This is a genomic window from Streptomyces sp. NPDC029674, from assembly GCF_044903205.1.
Taxonomy (GTDB): Bacteria; Actinomycetota; Actinomycetes; order Streptomycetales; family Streptomycetaceae; genus Streptomyces.
The window spans coordinates 230374-246885 of record NZ_JBJDPY010000006.1; the positions used below are offsets into that span (position 1 = coordinate 230374).

General features: G+C 72.0%; 17 protein-coding genes. 5 read left to right on the forward strand and 12 right to left on the reverse strand.

The annotated features are described in order from the left end of the window. The first annotated feature begins 9 nt into the window (after positions 1-9). Positions 10-1254: a methyltransferase domain-containing protein gene (locus tag ACI2L3_RS16630; protein WP_404753094.1), complete on the forward strand. Its 1245-nt coding sequence runs from the start codon at positions 10-12 to the stop codon at positions 1252-1254. Between the two features lie 169 nt (positions 1255-1423). Here the strand turns inward: ACI2L3_RS16630 and ACI2L3_RS16635 are convergent, their stop codons facing one another. Next, positions 1424-2695 carry an RNA polymerase sigma factor gene (locus tag ACI2L3_RS16635; protein WP_404753095.1) on the reverse strand — a complete coding sequence of 424 codons (1272 nt, stop codon included), beginning with the start codon at positions 2693-2695 and terminating at the stop codon, positions 1424-1426. A gap of 80 nt (positions 2696-2775) precedes the next feature. Beyond that, complete coding sequence (locus ACI2L3_RS16640; protein WP_404753096.1) at positions 2776-3129, reverse strand: YciI family protein; 354 nt, start codon at positions 3127-3129, stop codon at positions 2776-2778. Between the two features lie 125 nt (positions 3130-3254). On the opposite strand from ACI2L3_RS16640, the gene ACI2L3_RS16645 reads away from it, so the two are divergent. Further along, positions 3255-3851, forward strand: coding sequence for a class I SAM-dependent methyltransferase (locus ACI2L3_RS16645; protein ID WP_404753097.1), 597 nt, complete (start codon positions 3255-3257; stop codon positions 3849-3851). Between the two features lie 63 nt (positions 3852-3914). Beyond that, positions 3915-4931 (forward strand): hypothetical protein, encoded by a 1017-nt coding sequence (locus ACI2L3_RS16650; protein ID WP_404753098.1) that lies wholly within the window; start codon positions 3915-3917, stop codon positions 4929-4931. Here ACI2L3_RS16650 and ACI2L3_RS16655 read toward each other — a convergent pair. From ACI2L3_RS16655 to tsaB, 4 genes are read right to left on the reverse strand one after another with little or no spacing between them, the layout of a single operon-like run. Continuing rightward, positions 4928-5188: a hypothetical protein gene (locus ACI2L3_RS16655; RefSeq protein WP_404753099.1), complete on the reverse strand. Its 261-nt coding sequence runs from the start codon at positions 5186-5188 to the stop codon at positions 4928-4930. The two genes, ACI2L3_RS16650 and ACI2L3_RS16655, sit on opposite strands and share 4 nt — an antisense overlap. Next, entirely contained in the window at positions 5185-6291 is a 1107-nt protein-coding gene (gene tsaD, locus ACI2L3_RS16660) for a tRNA (adenosine(37)-N6)-threonylcarbamoyltransferase complex transferase subunit TsaD (RefSeq protein ID WP_404753100.1), read from the reverse strand. The genes ACI2L3_RS16655 and tsaD overlap by 4 nt, the downstream gene beginning before the upstream one ends. Next, entirely contained in the window at positions 6284-6766 is a 483-nt protein-coding gene (gene rimI / locus ACI2L3_RS16665; RefSeq protein WP_404753310.1) for a ribosomal protein S18-alanine N-acetyltransferase, read from the reverse strand. The genes tsaD and rimI overlap by 8 nt, the downstream gene beginning before the upstream one ends. A gap of 44 nt (positions 6767-6810) precedes the next feature. Beyond that, positions 6811-7467 carry a tRNA (adenosine(37)-N6)-threonylcarbamoyltransferase complex dimerization subunit type 1 TsaB gene (tsaB, locus tag ACI2L3_RS16670; protein ID WP_404753101.1) on the reverse strand — a complete coding sequence of 219 codons (657 nt, stop codon included), beginning with the start codon at positions 7465-7467 and terminating at the stop codon, positions 6811-6813. Positions 7468-7579: 112 nt separating this feature from the next. On the opposite strand from tsaB, the gene ACI2L3_RS16675 reads away from it, so the two are divergent. Continuing rightward, a complete protein-coding gene (locus ACI2L3_RS16675) occupies positions 7580-8131 on the forward strand; it encodes a hypothetical protein (RefSeq protein ID WP_404753102.1) in 552 nt (183 codons plus the stop codon). Positions 8132-8549: 418 nt separating this feature from the next. On the opposite strand, the gene tsaE is transcribed toward ACI2L3_RS16675, so the two are convergent. The 4 genes from tsaE to ACI2L3_RS16695 all read right to left on the reverse strand — a co-directional run bounded on the left by tsaE (position 8550) and on the right by ACI2L3_RS16695 (position 13703). Further along, positions 8550-9074: a tRNA (adenosine(37)-N6)-threonylcarbamoyltransferase complex ATPase subunit type 1 TsaE gene (tsaE, locus tag ACI2L3_RS16680; RefSeq protein ID WP_404753103.1), complete on the reverse strand. Its 525-nt coding sequence runs from the start codon at positions 9072-9074 to the stop codon at positions 8550-8552. A gap of 30 nt (positions 9075-9104) precedes the next feature. Further along, complete coding sequence (locus tag ACI2L3_RS16685; protein WP_404753104.1) at positions 9105-10322, reverse strand: alpha/beta fold hydrolase; 1218 nt, start codon at positions 10320-10322, stop codon at positions 9105-9107. 24 nt (positions 10323-10346) lie between these two features. Further along, complete coding sequence (gene alr, locus ACI2L3_RS16690; RefSeq protein WP_404753105.1) at positions 10347-11498, reverse strand: alanine racemase; 1152 nt, start codon at positions 11496-11498, stop codon at positions 10347-10349. Positions 11499-12422: 924 nt separating this feature from the next. Next, positions 12423-13703: a helix-turn-helix domain-containing protein gene (locus ACI2L3_RS16695; RefSeq protein ID WP_404753106.1), complete on the reverse strand. Its 1281-nt coding sequence runs from the start codon at positions 13701-13703 to the stop codon at positions 12423-12425. Positions 13704-14067: 364 nt separating this feature from the next. On the opposite strand from ACI2L3_RS16695, the gene ACI2L3_RS16700 reads away from it, so the two are divergent. Then, complete coding sequence (locus tag ACI2L3_RS16700) at positions 14068-14280, forward strand: hypothetical protein (protein ID WP_404753107.1); 213 nt, start codon at positions 14068-14070, stop codon at positions 14278-14280. Positions 14281-14592: 312 nt separating this feature from the next. On the opposite strand, the gene ACI2L3_RS16705 is transcribed toward ACI2L3_RS16700, so the two are convergent. Both ACI2L3_RS16705 and ACI2L3_RS16710 read right to left on the reverse strand, forming a co-directional pair. Next, positions 14593-15408, reverse strand: coding sequence for a Crp/Fnr family transcriptional regulator (locus tag ACI2L3_RS16705; RefSeq protein ID WP_404753108.1), 816 nt, complete (start codon positions 15406-15408; stop codon positions 14593-14595). Continuing rightward, entirely contained in the window at positions 15408-15767 is a 360-nt protein-coding gene (locus ACI2L3_RS16710) for a hypothetical protein (protein ID WP_404753109.1), read from the reverse strand. The genes ACI2L3_RS16705 and ACI2L3_RS16710 overlap by 1 nt, the downstream gene beginning before the upstream one ends. Positions 15768-16512 lie beyond the last annotated feature (745 nt).

The window sequence follows — 16512 nt, forward strand, 5'->3', positions numbered from 1 at the left end:
TGGCCCACAATGGGGCGGGTGAACGACCCGAACACGCCGAGCGGCCACGAGACCGACCTCGGCGACCCCCTCGCCGCCTTCGCCGCCCTCCGCACCGGAGAGGGCCAGGACCTGCTCGACGAGGTGCGGGACGTCGAGCCGGCGCAGGAGCTCGCCGCCGCCACCCGGCTGCGCCGCACGCACCCGGCGCCCCTGGTCTCCGCCGCCCTCGCACAGGCACGGCTGCGCCGCCGGGCAGCGGCGAAGTTCGGTGACGAGGACGCGGCCCGGATGTTCTTCACGCCGAACGGCGTCGAGCAGTCCACGCGCGCCTCCGTCGCCGCCCACCGCGCCGCGAGCTTCCGGGCCCTCGGTGTACGTTCGCTCGCCGACCTCTGCTGCGGCATCGGCGGTGACGCCATCGCCCTCGCGCGTGCCGGGATCTCCGTGCTCGCCGTCGACCGCGACCCCCTGACCTGCGCGGTCGCCCGCGCCAACGCCGAGGCGCTCGGCCTCGCCGACCTCATCGAGGTCCGGGAGGCCGACGTCACCGAGGTGGACACCTCCGCGTACGACGCCGTCTTCGTGGACCCGGCACGGCGTGGCGGGCGCGGCCGCATCTTCGACCCCGAGGCCTACTCCCCGCCCCTCTCCTGGGCGATCGGCGCCGCGCTCAAGGCCCCGCTCGCCGCGCTGAAGATCGCGCCCGGCATCCCGCACGAGGCGATCCCCGCCGAGGCCGGCGCCGAGTGGATCTCGGACGGCGGCGACGTGAAGGAGGCCGTGCTGTGGTTCGGCACGGACACCCCCGCCTCGCACCGCGCGACGCTCCTGCCGGGCGGCGCCTCCCTGTGGACCTCGCTCGCCGAGATGCTCCCTGACCCCGACGTGCGTCCCGTCGGGCGCTACCTGTACGAGCCGGACGGCGCCGTCATCCGCGCCCATCTGGTCGCCGAGGTCGCCGCGCGGGTCGGGGGCGGGCTCATCGACGAGACCATCGCGTACGTCACCTCCGACGCCCGGCACGACACCCCGTACGCCGCCGCGTACGAGATCACCGACCGGCTGCCCTTCAACGTGAAGAAGCTGAAGGCGCTGCTGCGGGAGCGCGGGGTCGGCATCCTCACCGTCAAGAAGCGGGGCTCCGCCGTCGAGCCGGAGGAGCTGCGGCGCAAGGTGAAGCCGCAGGGGAAGAACGCGGCGACCGTCTTCCTGACGCGGGTCGCGGGCGCCCCGACCATGCTGATCGGGCACCCGGTCAGCAGGGAAAAGTAGCGCCGTCTAGGGCGTGTCTTTTGGATCGGTCCGGTCAGCCCGCGGCGTCTGGTGCGGTGGATCGCAAGGCGGAGCATCGCCCGCGGACCGGGGGTCCGTGGGCGATGCGACAGCGCCGCGAGGCGCCGTGCCAGGCGTCGCGGGCCCGGGCCGATCCGAAAGACACGCCCTAGCAGCCGGCCGCCCGCTCAAGGAGCAGCTCGCGCTCCCGCATGTTCCGGGCCAGGGACGCCGCCCGCTCGAACTCCGCGCGGGCCTCCTCCTTGCGGCCGAGCCGGGCGAGCAGGTCACCGCGCACGCTGGGCAGCAAGTGGTAGTCGCGCAGCGCGGATTCCGCGGCGAGCGCGTCGACCAGGACCAGGCCGGCCTCCGAGCCCTGCGCCATCGCGACCGCGACGGCCCGGTTCAGCTCGACCACCGGGGACGGGGCGCGGGCGGCCAGCAGGCCGTAGAGGACGGCGATCTGCTGCCAGTCGGTGTCCTCGTACGTGTGCGCGTGCGCGTGGCAGGCGGCGATCGCGGCCTGGAGGGCGTACGGGCCGAGGCCCCCGGCGGGCGAGGCCGCCATGCTCTGCGCCCGCGCGAGCGCGGCGAAACCGCGCCGGATCAGCATCTGGTCCCAGCGGGCCCGGTTCTGGTCCTTGAGCAGCACGGGCTCGCCGGCCGGGCCCGTGCGCGCCGCCGCGCGCGACGCCTGCAGCTCCAACAGCGCGGCGAGGCCGTGCACTTCGGACTCGTCGGGCATCAGGGCGGTGAGCACCCGGGCGAGGCGCAGCGCGTCCTCGCACAGGGCGGGGCGCAGCAGGTCGTCCCCGGCCGTGGCGGCGTACCCCTCGTTGAAGATCAGGTAGATGACTTCGAGGACCGAGCCGAGCCGGGCGTCGCGGTCCGGGCCGCAGGGGACCTCGAAGTCGATGCCGCCGGCGGCGAGGGCACGCTTGGCGCGCACGATCCGCTGCGCCACGGTCGACTCGGAGGCGAGCACGGCGCGGGCGATCTCCCCGGTGGTCAGGCCGCCGAGCAGGCGCAGCGTGAGCGCCACGCGGGACTCGGCGGAGAGCACCGGGTGGCAGGCCGTGAAGACGAGGCGCAGCAGGTCGTCGTCGATGTCGTCCGGGTCGGCGGGCTCGTCGACGTGCGGCGGCATGGTCTCCAGGTCGCGGCCGACCTCCGCCAGCTTGCGGGCGTACCGCTCGCGGCGGCGCACCAGGTCGACGGCGCGGCGTCTGGCGGTGGTCATGAGCCAGGCGCCCGGGTTGTCCGGGACGCCCTGCTCGGGCCACTGTTCGAGGGCCGCCACCAGGGCGTCCTGTGCCAGTTCCTCGGCGATGCCGACGTCCCGTACGATCCGCGCGACGCCGGCGATGAGGCGCGGCGACTCCATGCGGAAGACGGTCTCGATGACCTGGCGGGGGTGCTCCGGCGGATGGCTCACGGCCATCCATCAGAGCATCCCCGCACGGGACCCGCAAAGGCGCGCGCCGCTCCCGGCCGACGGCCGGGAGCCCCCGGACCCGGCTCTCAGCCCTCGATCTCGCGGACTTCCGCCGTGATCGTCCAGTAGTCCTCGTGGGTCTTGAGGAACCGCTTGGTCCATTCGACCGCCTCGGCCATGTCCTTGGCCTGGCAGACCAGGTAGCCGCCGATGACCTCCTTGGTCTCGGTGAAGGGGCCGTCGGTGGTGGACAGTTCGCCCTTGTCCCAGGTCACCCGGGTGCCTTCCGAGGTCGGCCGGAGGCCCGCGGTGTCGAGCATGACCCCGGCCTTGGTGATCTCTTCGAGCAGCGCGCCCATCCGCTCGTGCAGCTCGGGGCTCGGGCCGCCCTCGGGCACGTTGTTCTCGTCGATGCGGATCATCGTCAGGTAGCGCGGCATGGTGGTCTCCCATCGGGGTGGCGGCGGGGCTTCTCCCCGCCTCTCACCCCTGCGTCGAACGGGAGACGCCCGTTTCGACATCGTCGCCGGGATTCGTCGAAATTTCTTGTGCGAGGCTCCCCCGCATGCCCTTCGACCACAACGACCACTACCACCGTCTGCTCCTGCGGAACCTGCCGTCCCACGGCCGCACCGCCCTCGACGTCGGCTGCGGCACCGGCCGCTTCGCCCGCGCGCTCGCGGCCCGTGGCTACGAGGTCGACGCGCTCGATCCGTCGGCGGAGGTCATCGCCGAGGCCCGGACTCTCGGCGGCGGTCCCCGGTTCCGGCAGGCAGACGTGGTGCGGGAGGACCTTCCCGAGGGCCATTACGAGGCCGTCACCTGCCTGGCGAGCCTGCACCACATGCCGTTCGGCACGGTCACGCGCCTGCGCGACGCCCTCGCCCCGGGCGGCACCCTCCTCGTGCTCGGCTGCTACGCCGGGATGACGTGGTGGGACCCCGTGGCGTCGCCAGCCAACGCGGTGGCCCGGGTGACGGTGTACGCGGCCGAGCGGCTGCGCGGCACGTACGAGCCCCCGCTCAAGGCCCCCGTGCGCCCGCCGGACATGCGGCTCCCGGAGGTCCGCGCCGAGGCGGCCCGCCTCCTGCCCGGCAGCCACGTGCGCCAACTGCTGTTCTGGCGCTACCTCCTGACGTACCGGAAGCCCGCCGGGAACTGACCGGACCCACAGCGTGTCCCTGACACCAGAGGCTTCGGAAGCCTCAGGGGGCAGAGGACGCGCATGGCCAGGCTGGACCACGGCACACACGGGGACCTGAACCGCGCGGGGCCGGAGAGCTTCCCGGCGTACCGGCGGACCGGCCTGGCCGTCGGCCTGTACGCGGTCGCCGGGGCGGGCTGGATCGGCTACGAGGTGGAGGAGCGGGGCGCGGACGGCGGGGACTTCCTCACCGCCCTGTACGACCCGCGTGCGCCGTTCACGCCCTGGGCCCTGACCCCGCACGACTGGGCGCTGCTGACGGCCGCGCTCGTCTTCGGCGGGATCGCGTTCGCCGGCCGCCGGGTGGCGCGGGGCGCGCTGATGCTGCTGGCGGCGGTGCTGATCGGCCTCGCCCTGCGGGAGCTGGTGGGCCTCGCGGTGTCGTCGGACTACCGAGCCGTGCTGGAGCGCTCGCACTACGGGCAGCTGCTCATCGGCTTCCGGGTGACCGGGCTGCTGGTGGGTGTCGCGACGCTCATCGGGATGACGCGCGCGGGACGCCGGTCCGTCATCCCCAGGTCGTACGTCCCTTACGACGCCCCGCCTCCTCCGTACGGCCCGCCGACCGCCCCACGACCGGCGGCAGCGCGCCCGCGGCTCACCGCCGCCGGGGTGTGCCTGCTCCTGTCGGGGGCGGTCGCGGTCGCCTGGCTGGTGTACCGGCTGACGCGGGCGCAGGTCTACGTAGTGGGCGGTTCGCCCGACGCAGGGGTCGGCGGCTTCTTCCGGGACGCGGTCGACGCCTCGTACTCGACGTCGATCCCGTACACCTTCCACACCGTGGCCTTCGCGCTGGCGCCGCTGGCCGTCGGGGCGCTGCTGGTGGCGGGGCGGCCGGCGGGCCGGGGCGCGGGCCTGGCGCTGGCCTTCGTCCTGCTCTACCTGGACGGGCGCGGCCTGTACGCGTTCGTCGCCGACGACGCCCTCGACCTGTACTTCGACAGCACGCTCGGCACCCTGGCGGTGCTTTCCACGGCCTGCACGACGGTCCTGTCGCTGGTGACGGCCGCGGTGCTGCTGGGCACCGAGGAGGCCTAGGCCTCCGTGGAGACCGACTCGAAGCGCCACCGGTGCACCGCCCGCGTCGCCAGTCCCCCCTCGGGCTCCGGCAGTTCAGGCAGCTCGGCGTCGTACGCGGCGTCCCACCAGGTGATGACGAGCACCCGGTCCTGCGGCGCCCGGAAGGTCTCGCGGCGGAGCGGGACGCCGTCGAGCTCCTGGGCCCGCGCCCAGGCGAGCAGCTCGTCGCCGCGCCCCTCGGCGGCCCTGGCCTCCCACATCAGCGCGACGCTCACGAGTACAGGTTCTCCTTGCTGACCTCGTGCACGTGGTCGTGCGTGTGCGTGTGGCCCGGCACGTGCGGCTCGGTCACCGGGAGCGACGAGTCCGCCGAGAGGTCCCAGGCGGAGGCCGCCCGGTTGCGGGCCACCATCTCGGCGCCGAGGGCCGCGACCATCGCGCCGTTGTCCGTGCACAGCTTCGGGCGCGGCACGCGCAGCCGGATCCCGGCCTTCTCGCACCGCTCCTGCGCCAGCGCCCGCAGCCGCGAGTTGGCGGCCACGCCGCCGCCGATCATGAGGTGGTCGACGCCCTCGTCCTTGCAGGCCCGCACGGCCTTGCGGGTCAGCACGTCGACGACCGCCTCCTGGAAGGACGCCGACACGTCCCGCACCGGCACCTCCTCGCCCGCGGCCCGCTTCGCCTCGATCCAGCGCGCGACGGACGTCTTCAGGCCGGAGAAGGAGAAGTCGTAGGCCGGGTCACGGGGGCCGGTCAGGCCGCGCGGGAAGGCGATGGCGTCCGGGTCGCCCTCGCGCGCGTACCGGTCGATGACGGGGCCGCCGGGGAAGCCGAGGTTCAGCACCCGCGCGATCTTGTCGAAGGCCTCGCCCGCCGCGTCGTCGATGGTCGAGCCGAGCGGCCGCACGTCCGAGGTGATGTCCGCGGACAGCAGCAGCGACGAGTGGCCGCCGGACACCAGGAGCGCCATCGTCGGCTCGGGCAGCGGCCCGTGCTCCAGCTGGTCGACGCAGATGTGCGAGGCGAGGTGGTTCACCCCGTAGAGCGGCTTGCCCAGCGCGTACGCGTACGCCTTGGCGGCGGAGACGCCGACGAGCAGCGCGCCCGCGAGGCCGGGGCCCGCGGTCACCGCGATGCCGTCGAGGTCCTTCGCGGTCACCCCCGCTTCCTTCAGGGCGCGCTCGATGGTGGGCACCATCGCCTCGAGGTGGGCGCGGGATGCGACCTCGGGCACGACGCCGCCGAAGCGGGCGTGCTCGTCGACGCTGGAGGCGACGGCGTCCGCGAGCAGCGTGGTGCCGCGGACGATGCCGACGCCGGTCTCGTCGCAGGAGGTCTCGATGCCGAGGACGAGGGGTTCGTCGCGCGAGTCAGCCATGAATCTCGGTTCCTTGTACGCCTGATACGGGGGTGGAGGGATCGGTGCGGCGCATGACCAGGGCGTCCACGTTGCCCGGCTGGTAGTAGCCGCGCCGGAAGCCGATGGGCTCGAAGCCGAAGCGCTCGTACAGCTTCTGCGCCCGGGTGTTGTCGACACGCACTTCCAGCATCACTTCGGGGCACTCGAAGGCGGTCGCGGCCTGGAGCAGGTCGGTGAGGAGCCGGGCGCCGAGCCCGGTGCCCCAGTGGTCGCGGGCGACGGCGATGGTCTGGACGTCGGCGAGGTCGCCGGAGGCGGCGAGCCCCGCGTACCCGACGAGGCGGTCGCCGTCCATGGCGACCACGTAGCGACGGGTGGCGAGCGGCCCGCGCGAGTGGGCGAGCTCGGACCAGAACATGCCGCGCGACCAGGCGTCGTCCGGGAAGAGCTCCTTCTCCAGGACGAACACCGGGTCGATGTCCCACCAGCGCATCTCGCGCAGCACGGCGCCGCCGGCCGCCTGGGTCGCCTCGGTGGTCACTTGGGGGTGACCACCTTGTAGTTCTTGGGCACCTGCGCGTCCGGCCTGCGCAGGTACAGCGGCCGGGGCTCCATGAGCTCCTCGCCCGCCGCGAGCTTCTCGGCGGCCAGCGCCGCGAGGGCGCCCGCCGACACGTGCTCGGGGGCGCGGGCATCGGGGAACGTGTCGGGGTAGAGCAGCGCGCCGGCGCCGACGGCGGGCAGCCCCTCGACCTCGGCGGCGATGTCCGCGGGCCGGTCGACGGCGGCGTCACTCGCACGAGTGCGCACGTCGTCGTAGCGGGCCCAGTAGACCTCCTTGCGCCGGGCGTCGGTGGCCACCACGAAGGGGCCGGACTCGATGCCCGAGGCGTACGCGAGGCCGTCCAGCGTGCACACGCCGTGCACCGGGACGCCGAGCGCGAGGCCGAAGGTGTCGGCGGTCATCAGGCCGACGCGCAGGCCGGTGTAGGGGCCGGGGCCCACGCCGACGACGATGCCGGTGACGGCGTCGAGTCTCAGGCCGGCCTCGGCCAGTACCCGGTCGACGGCGGGAAGGAGCAGTTCTCCGTGGCGTCGGGCGTCGACCTGGCTCGACTCCGCGATGACGGAGGAGCCGTCGTGGAGGGCGACGGTGACGGCGGGCGTTGCGGTATCCAGAGCGAGCAAGAGCACGCGAACAGCCTACGGCTCCGGCGCCCGCCGCACGGCCGACCCGGGATGCGGGGCGCCTGCTGCTACCGTCACTCCGTAGCCGTACGCAGTACGAAGAGGTGGGTGGCGCAAGGTGTCAAGGAGCAGCTCGGGATTCGTGGCCGGGCTCACCGCCGCTGCGCTCGCCGCGGTCGGCTTCCTCGCCTACCAGGCCTCGGCCAACGCCCCGGACAGTCTGAGCAAGTCAGACAAGTCCTCCCCCTCCGCGTCGGCCTCGCGCTCCCCCAAGGACAAGAAGAACCCCACGGCGCTGCCCGCGCAGTCCGGCGCCGGCGAGCGGGTCATCTACTCCCTGGAGGACGACCGCGTCTGGCTCGTCGAGGCGTCCGGCAAGGTGAAGCTCACGTTCCAGGTGGCGCCGGGCACGGTCGACCCGGACCCGGGCACGTACAAGGTCAGCTCCCGGACGGGCCGCGTCATCGGTACGGACGGCGTGCCGATCGAGCACGTCGTGATCTTCACGAGCCGCGACGGGGCGGCGATCGGCTTCAGCGCGGCCGTCGACGGCACGATGCCGAAGCCGGACCCGTCGAAGAAGACCGGCGGCATCCGCGCGTCGCGCGCGCACGGCGACGCGATGTGGCAGTTCGCGCTGCACGGCAAGAAGGTCGTCGTCGTTCCCTGACCAGCGGGAGCAGCGAAACCAGCGGCATCAGCGGGACGGGCGGCGTCGTTCCGTAGGAGTACCGGGCACGCTCCCGGCGGGCGCCGGGTCGCGTGGAGGCGTGGAGACGGCGGTCGCGGCGGCGCACGACGCGAGCAGGTCGCGCATCGAGAAGTTCGAGGGATCCGCGGCGGCCGACGGACCCGGCAGCCTGTTCCCGCGCGGCTGAGCGCAAGCGTCACGTTCTGAAGCCGACATGGATGCCTCCTGGGGGCTCCGGGGGCAGACGAAGTTAGGTAGACCTAACCAGCACCGGTATCCATGTGACCACGCCCGGAGCACGCAACGCAACATTTTGCCGACGTCCTGTCGGAACCTTCGGTCGAACGTACGAGAAAAGCCCCGGGCGACGGGCCCGGGGCTGAGGGTTCAGGCGGTTTCAGGCGGCCAGCGACGCCAGGTCCGCGTCCGCCCACCGCTCGCCGAGGCCGGTGACCGTCACCTCGCGCACCTCGTCCGCCGTGTCGCCCGTCGCGCGGTCGATGACCACGTGCAGCCGGTCCTCCGACAGCTCCTCGACCTTGCCGTCGCCCCACTCCACGACGATCACCGATTCGGGCAGCGAGACGTCGAGGTCCAGGTCCTCCATCTCGTCGAGCCCGCCGCCCAGGCGGTACGCGTCGACGTGCACCAGCGCGGGACCCTCGCCGAGCGGGGGGTGCACACGGGCGATGACGAAGGTCGGCGAGGTGACGGCGCCGCGCACGCCGAGGCCCTCGCCGAGACCGCGGGTCAGGGTGGTCTTGCCGGCCCCGAGCTCACCGGTGAGCATGACGAGGTCGCCGGGGCGCAGGAGTTTGGCCAGCCGACGACCCAACTCGCCCATCTGTTCGGGCGAGTTGACGGTGATCCCGAGGGTGGCCTGGAGAGTGGCGGCGGGGGCCTGGTGGTGCGGTGCTTCCATACCGCCCACGGTAGCGGCTGGCGGCTGTGCTCAGCCGCCGTCGGCCCGTCCCGCCCGGCCGGTCCCCGGCACCGCACCCGCCCGCACCAGCAGATCCGCGAGGCGGTCCATGACCACCTCCGGGTGCTCCAGCATGACCAGGTGTCCGGCGTCCGGGACGAGGACCAGCTCGGCGTCCGGCAGCCGCTGGGCGATCGCCTCGCTGTGCTCGCTCGGCGTGACCAGGTCCTTGTCACCGGCCAGCACGAGCACCGGCAGCTCGGCGAAGTGCTTGAGCGCGTCCGCCTTGTCGTGCTCGCCGAACGCCGGGTAGAACTCCGCGACCACGTCGATCGGCGTCGACTCGATCATCCGCTCCGCGAACCGCGCGATGGCCGGGTCCACGTCCTTGCGCGAGAACGAGTAGCGCTTGATGACGCCGGCGAACAGGTCCGCGGTGGCCCGCCGCCCCCGCTCCACCAGCTCGGCCTGCGAACCCATCGCCCGCAGCAGACCGGGCAGCACCCGCCGCACCGCGTTCATCCCGGCCACCGGAAGCCCGAAGTTCACCTGACCGAGCTGCCCCGACGACGTACCGACCAGGGCGACGCCCACCACGCGCTCGCGGATCAGCTCCGGGAACTGGTCGGCGAGGGCCATGGTCGTCATGCCGCCCATGGAGTGCCCGACGAGGACGAGCGGCCCCTCGGGCGCGGCGGCGTCGATGACCGCCTTCAGGTCGCGCCCGAGCTGGTCGATGGAGACCGGCACGTCGTGCTCCAGCTGGTCGACACCGCGCCCCGACCTGGCGTGGCTGCGCTGGTCCCAGTAGACGGCGCGGACGACGCCGCGCAGGGCCGCCCGCTGGAAATGCCAGGAGTCCTGGTTCAGGCAGTAGCCGTGGCTGAAGACGACGGTGACGGGCGCGGGGGCCCGGCGGCCGAAGAGCCTGCGCCGCCGCGTGTCCTGGTCGCCGTCGTCCTCGACCTCCTCGACCTCGTACGAGAGCTCCGTGCCGTCGTCCGCGTACGCCGTGCCCGGCATGCCGCGCAGCGAGCCGTACGGCCCCGACGCGTCGAGGGCGAGGCGTGCCTTCTTGCGCATGCCCCGGCCGACGGTCAGCCGCTCTATGGCGACACCGGCGGCCGCGCCCGCGGCGATCACACCTATCGCGGCGCCCGCCACCCCGGCCCGGCGCCAGTTACCGGCAGCGGCGGCGGCCTCCGTCACCGCTTCCGCCGCGGCCGCCCCCGTGCTGCTCTCGCTCACGTGCCGCTCCTCGTCCGTTCCCGGTCAGTCGTCAGGCCGCTCGTTGACGTAGACGCGCGGGACGCGCGATCCGATGCGGGTGACGATCTCGTACGCGATGGTGCCCGCGGCCTGCGCCCAGTCCTCGGCGGTCGGCTCGCCCCGGTCGCCGGGTCCGAACAGCACCGCCTCCGTGCCCACTTCGGGCTCGTCCCCGCCGAGGTCCACCACGAACTGGTCCATCGCGATCCGGCCCGCGACCGTCCGCAGCTTGCCGCCGACGAGCACCGGGCCCGTGCCGGAGGCGTGCCGCGGGACCCCGTCGCCGTAACCCGCGGGGACGAGGCCGAGGGTCGTCTCGCCGGGGGTGACGTACTGGTGGCCGTAGCTCACGCCGTGGCCCGCCGGGGCGTGCTTCACATGGGCGAGCGAGGCGGTGAGCGTCATGACGGGCCGCAGCCCGAAGTCCTCGGGGGCGCCCACCTCGGGGCTCGGCGAGACGCCGTACATCGCGATGCCGGGCCGTACGAGGTCGAAGTGCGTCTCCGGAAGCGTCAGCGTGCCGGGCGAGTTGGCGATGTGCCGCACCTCGGGCCGTATCCCCATCTCCTCGGCCCGCGCCACCATCTCGCGGAAGACCGTGAGCTGGGCGGCGATCGACGGGTGGCCCGGTTCGTCGGCGCACGCGAAGTGCGACCAGAGGCCGGTGACCTTGACCAGCCCTTCGGCCTCGGCGCGCAGGGACCGGTCGACGAGCTCGGGCCAGTCGGCCGGCATGCAGCCGTTCCGCCCGAGGCCCGTGTCGGCCTTGAGCTGGATACGCGCGGTCCGCCCCGCCGCACGGGCGGCCGCCGTCACCTCGTCCAGCGCCCACAGGGCGCTCACCGACATGTCCAGATCGGCCTCGACGCCCTCGCGCCAGGGCCCGCCCGGCGTCCAGAGCCAGCACATGATCCGGCCGGGCACACCCGCGGCGCGCACGGCCAGCGCCTCCTCCGGGGTGGCGGTGCCGATCCAGGTTGCGCCGGCCTGCCGGGCCGCCCTGGCGCAGGCCACCATTCCGTGGCCGTACGCGTCGGCCTTCACCACGGCCATGAACGCGGCGTCCGGCGCGTGGGCGCGCAGCGAGCGCACGTTGGCGCGGAGGGCGCCGAGGTCGATCTCGGCGCGGACACGGAAAGGGGCTGTCTCGTTCATCGCGGACAAGTGTCTCAGAGCCCGCCGCCAGCCCCGCTCCCATTGGTTCGGAGCGCCTCCAGGGGCGGCCTTGCACCCCTCCCAGGTTCGTCGCGCCCTTGGGCACCAGGACAGCGGTCACGACCGAGGAGCCCGCGCGCCACTACGGGCCCCGTTCTCCCGACCACGGTGGGGTGTGCGTGACAGGTCCCGACATGGCGCGGCCCCCGGTCCGCACCCGGACGCTCCCCGTGCGCGGCTTCCCGCCGACCTCGGTGTGCGCGCGACAGCTGGGAGCGTGGCCGGGCCCTCCGCCCGTCGCTGTGCGCAGTGCCGGGCGGCGCTGTCCCGCGGGATGCGGGGCCCGACCGGGCTACTGCCGGTTGTGCAGGCCGATCTGCACACCGCCGATGGCAGTGACCGCAGTACCGATGCTGGCGAGGGTGGCTGCTCGCGCTGACCGACAACTCCGTGTCCATCATGATCTCCCTCCGAGGGAGCGTCATGCCGCTTCTTGCGTGCCTCGTTTGTCACATCTGGTTCCCGGCACCCGGCACAAACATCGACCACCGCGGCACACCCTTCACCACTGAACTGCTGAACCAGCAACTCACCGCCCTACACGACCCCGCCACCGGTAACCCCCGCGTCGGCCTCGCCCGGTTCAACGGGATGCGGTTCGAAGTGATGTCGCGCTTTGGGCCACTGGTCTGCGGCAGCCCTCCGCGCCGGCCGAACCCCTTCTCCTTGGCCTGGCCGTCCTCGCCGTCCGCAGCCGCGTCAAACGCTGAACACCACTCACACGGCAGGAAAGACAGGAACCACAGCCAGTCACCGGAAGTGATCAGCGTGTCCGCGCTGCCCCACGGCACCGCAAGCACCAATGATTTCAGTGGCCAGCTCAGCCCGACAGGCTCGACGAGCGGGGCACCGCCGGGCCGGTCTTCAGGCCTTCGGGTAGAGCAACTTGCCCACAGGACCGGGTACGGGCAGGCCGGCCTCCCGCAGTAGTCGCCTCTCGGCACGCTGCCGGTTGGCCGCGATGCGGAGGAGCCGCCCCCGCGGCTGATGCTCGCCCCGCTCCGCAAGGGCGTGCATCAGGCGGATGAACTGAGGTGCGGGTGTGCGCCACCCGATACTTCGTGTGAGGGCGTCGCCGCATGAGTTGTCCTCGTATGTGGAGTCCGGCACCGTGAAAGTGCTCTCGCCGGACCCGACGGTGACGCCGGGTGCCTCACGGAGCGTCTGCGTGCCGACGACAAGCTGCCGCAGCCGCAGACCATCGCAGTACTCGGCCGCCCTCCCAAGCAGGCGGTTGGCGTCCAACCGGCGCCCGTGGTCGATGAGCAAGCGGTAGAAGCGGCCGAAAGTCTCGGGAGGCGCCTCGTTGGCGATCTTGTGCAGAGCTTGATCAGCTGATTCGTCGTCCACATCCCGCAGCTCGGCGAGCGCCTCAACGGCGCTCTGGCACGTTATACCGGCCAGCTCGCTGGGCCACGGAACAAGCCCGTCCTGAAGCGGCGGCAACGAACCGACGCCGTCTTCCCACGCCTGCAGCTCGCCCTCGGTCGCCTGGGCCATCTCCTGCACGTGTCGGGCGTCATCTTGCTGGAGCCGCACCAGGGCGCCGGTCTGAGCGACCAGATCCTCCAGTTCGGCGACCCGGCGCAGCGCGTGGTCTCGCTCCGCCTCCACCCGCCGTAACTGCTCTTCGGAGCCGACGGTTCTGGTCTGTTGCAGTCGCTCGATTTCCCGCTCGGCGCGGTGCCGACGTTCGCGTTCGTCCTGCAGGTCGTTCTGCAGCGCCTCCAGGGAGCGGGCCGTCTCGTTCTGCTGCTCGTGCAGCTTCTCCCGCAGTTCCGCGATCTCGTAAGCACGGGTGGACAGCGGCCCTCTGGTCCGGGCGGCGGCATACAGCAGGGCTCGGCTCTTCCGCACCGCCTCCTCCGTCGAGGCATCCGGCTCCCCGTCGGTCAGCAGCCGGTGGAAGCGGGTGAGGAGCTGCGGTTCCGGCAGGCTCTGCCCGGACAGGAAACGTGAGAACCGGGTGGGGTCCACACAGAGTGCGGCGGCCAGATCCGTGGAGGTCTTACCGGCCCGCTCACGCAGGCCACGAAGGTGATCGGCGAAGGCTCTTTCCTTCGCCCCCAGGTCGGCGCCGAGCGGGGCCAGGGCCCTCGGCCGCACTGGGGGCTCGGCCCCGTGCGCGGGTGACTGCTCTGCCACGTGCCCCTCCCGCTTGCGGCTCCGCAAGATGCTCAAGACCTCGCAAGATGGCGTTGCTCTCTGCCGCAACAGAGGTGCGGCACCGTTGAGTTGACCTTAGCCGGAGCACGGGGTTGCGCCGCTAGCCCCCGCCTCCGTCACAGTGCCATCGAACCCACGGTCAAGCCCTCGCGAACAAAGCTCCACCCCTGGATCGGGACCCGCCGGAGAGCGCTTCGGCGAATTCTCGCCAGAACTCGACCGTGCCGACTCCGCCGCCGAATGGTGGCCCCCGTTCCTCCGCCCGGCCCAGGCGCCGGGCGCTCCGCAGCGCCGCCCATCGCCTAACCCGGCGTGGGCCCGAGACCAAAGGACCGATACGGACATGACCACCGACGCCGACACCCCGCGTACCGACGACCACCAAGACCTGCGGCTGTGCGTCCTGCTGCTGGCCCTCGCCGTGGGCTTGGTGATCGTGGCGCTTGCGGTGTACCTCAGCTACCAGCACCCGATGCTGGCCGCCGCGATGAATACGGGTGGGACCGTTGCGGCCGTCTTGGTCGCCGGCGCAGGCATCGTCTATAAGCGGGGGTGAACGCTGCGCCCCGGGCGGGACACCGCGGCCCCCTTGGGCCCGGTCGCCCGCCCGGCAGGGCGCGGCACCGGCCGCCCGCGCATCCCTTATCTGACTCACATACACGGCATTGCACTTTTCTTGCCGCACATGGGCATATACATCCCATAAACCCGTAAGGCGTGAGTTCGAGTTTCACTTCTAAATGTTTCAGAATCAAGGATCAATGCCTAATTCTGAAGCCGTCGAGAGAGTAATACGTCTAGACCACACATGAAAAGGCGCCGGTCAGGAGAGTTTTCTCCCGACCGACGCCTGGGGCCGTTCGGATATCTAGGGGTGCGAGGCTTCCCCGGTAACCCGCTGAACAGGAATACGCACCTTACCGAATTCTGCGAGCGCGGCCTCTGAAGGGAACGAGAACGTGCGGTATCCCGTGACCACCAGGTTCTCCTTGCGGAGCAGCCGCAGGGCGGACTCGACGGTGGCCCGGCTGAGGTTCAGGGCATCGGCCAGGTCGACCTGGGAGGGCCCCTCCAGCATCCGGCCGAAGCGCGGGCAGGGCACCGCGCATCTACCGAGCAGATGCGTGAAGAGGCCGGCCAGACGCTCCTCGGGGCGCAGGCCGACGCGGCCGTACACGCGCTCGGCGGTCACCAGGCGGTCGGCGATGCCGGCGCCGAGCGTCGCACTGAGGATGCTGTTGTGCTCGACCACCACGCGCATCCTGTCCATGGGCAGGGCCAGCGTCATCGTCGTGTTCAGGCAGCGGGTGGTGGGCGTGGTCAGCGTCTCATCGAAAATTTCCAGGTCCCCGAGGACGGCTCCGGTGCCCAGGATCCGCACCGTCGTGGTCTCCCCGTAGGAGGACTCCTCGGCCACGCAACCGCTGAGCACGACGTGCACCATCGCGCTGCCGGAGCCCCGCAGATGGGCCTTGCGCTCGTAGAAGCGGCGCTGAAAGCCCGCGGCGAAGTCGGCCCGGTGCGCGTACGGCAGACGCTGGAAGAACGGGTTGTGCTCCAGCACCGCGTCCATGCTGCGGGTGGCCGCGTACTGGACGCGGCCGGTCGTTTCGTCGACCTGGTACAGCGAGCTGCCGATGAGCAGGTCACGGCGGCGGTCATCGCGTCGGCGGTTACGAGCCATCACGACCACAGGACCCCGCCCCCGGCCCGGCCGGGGCCCTCTGCGTGGGCGCCGGGCACCACCTGCGGCGTGCCCGGGACGGACCCCTGCGTCCGTGACGGGGCCGGCGGGGTCGCGGGCGGGACGGTCGCCGTCGGCGCGGGCGGCATCGTGGCGGGCACCTGCACGCCCGGCTCAGCAACCGGGTCAGCGGGGCGCAAGGACTCGAAGAGCGCCGGGAGGGTCACGACCAGCGCCGTGATGGCGGTGATCACCGCGACGATCCGCAGCGGGGTAGAGGAGAGGTTCTTGATCGCATAGGCGACAAGAAAGGCCACGATCGCAACGATTGCCACCGAGGCCAAGAGGAACCCGGTCACGGGTACTCCTTGACGTTGATTTTTGTTTGTTTTGGAGGGCCTAGCGGAAGATCCACGGGAAGATCCACGGATTGGTGGTCCGTTAAAAGCAGGAGCTTCTCGATCGCAGCAGGATATAGCACGAGAGCGGGGGTGCAGAAACAGTCACTCCGGAGCCAGGATTCCACACCGCCGTGACACTCCCCTCCCACTTCGACAGGGAGCACGCACGCCCGGATGCGCCTCTTGACCGATCCTGCCGGAGGCAATTCCCATTACCACTGCGCAGAGGTTGACCGTGCTACGGAATACCCTGAGCACAAGGTAAGTTTCCCAATTCCCTAAAACCAGGGAATGCCTAGCGCGGGTGCACCGTTACATTCATCAGGCTGACGTTGAGCCTTGGAGGGCCTAGCGCAGCTGTCGTGTGGGGCCCCTTGGGGGTGGTGCCCCTGGGGCCCCCCGACTCTCTGAGCAGGGAGGACGACACCCGAATGACCGCACTCGCATCCTGAGGGGCGGCGCCGCCGGCGCCGTCCCTCAGTTCGTGCAGGACAGCGGCAGGCACCTACCGGATAGTCACTTCCGGGCTCCGGCAGGTCGGTTCAGCGCCATGGTGTGACGCACTTCACCTGCAGCCCTTCACGCTTTCAGTACGGCTGGACCGGCACCCCAGGGGTCCCCTCGGACACCGCTCACACGCTCCGCACCGACACGCTACGGCACAGCGCTGACAGTCGGTGCCCACTGCGCCCAGTCGGCCAAC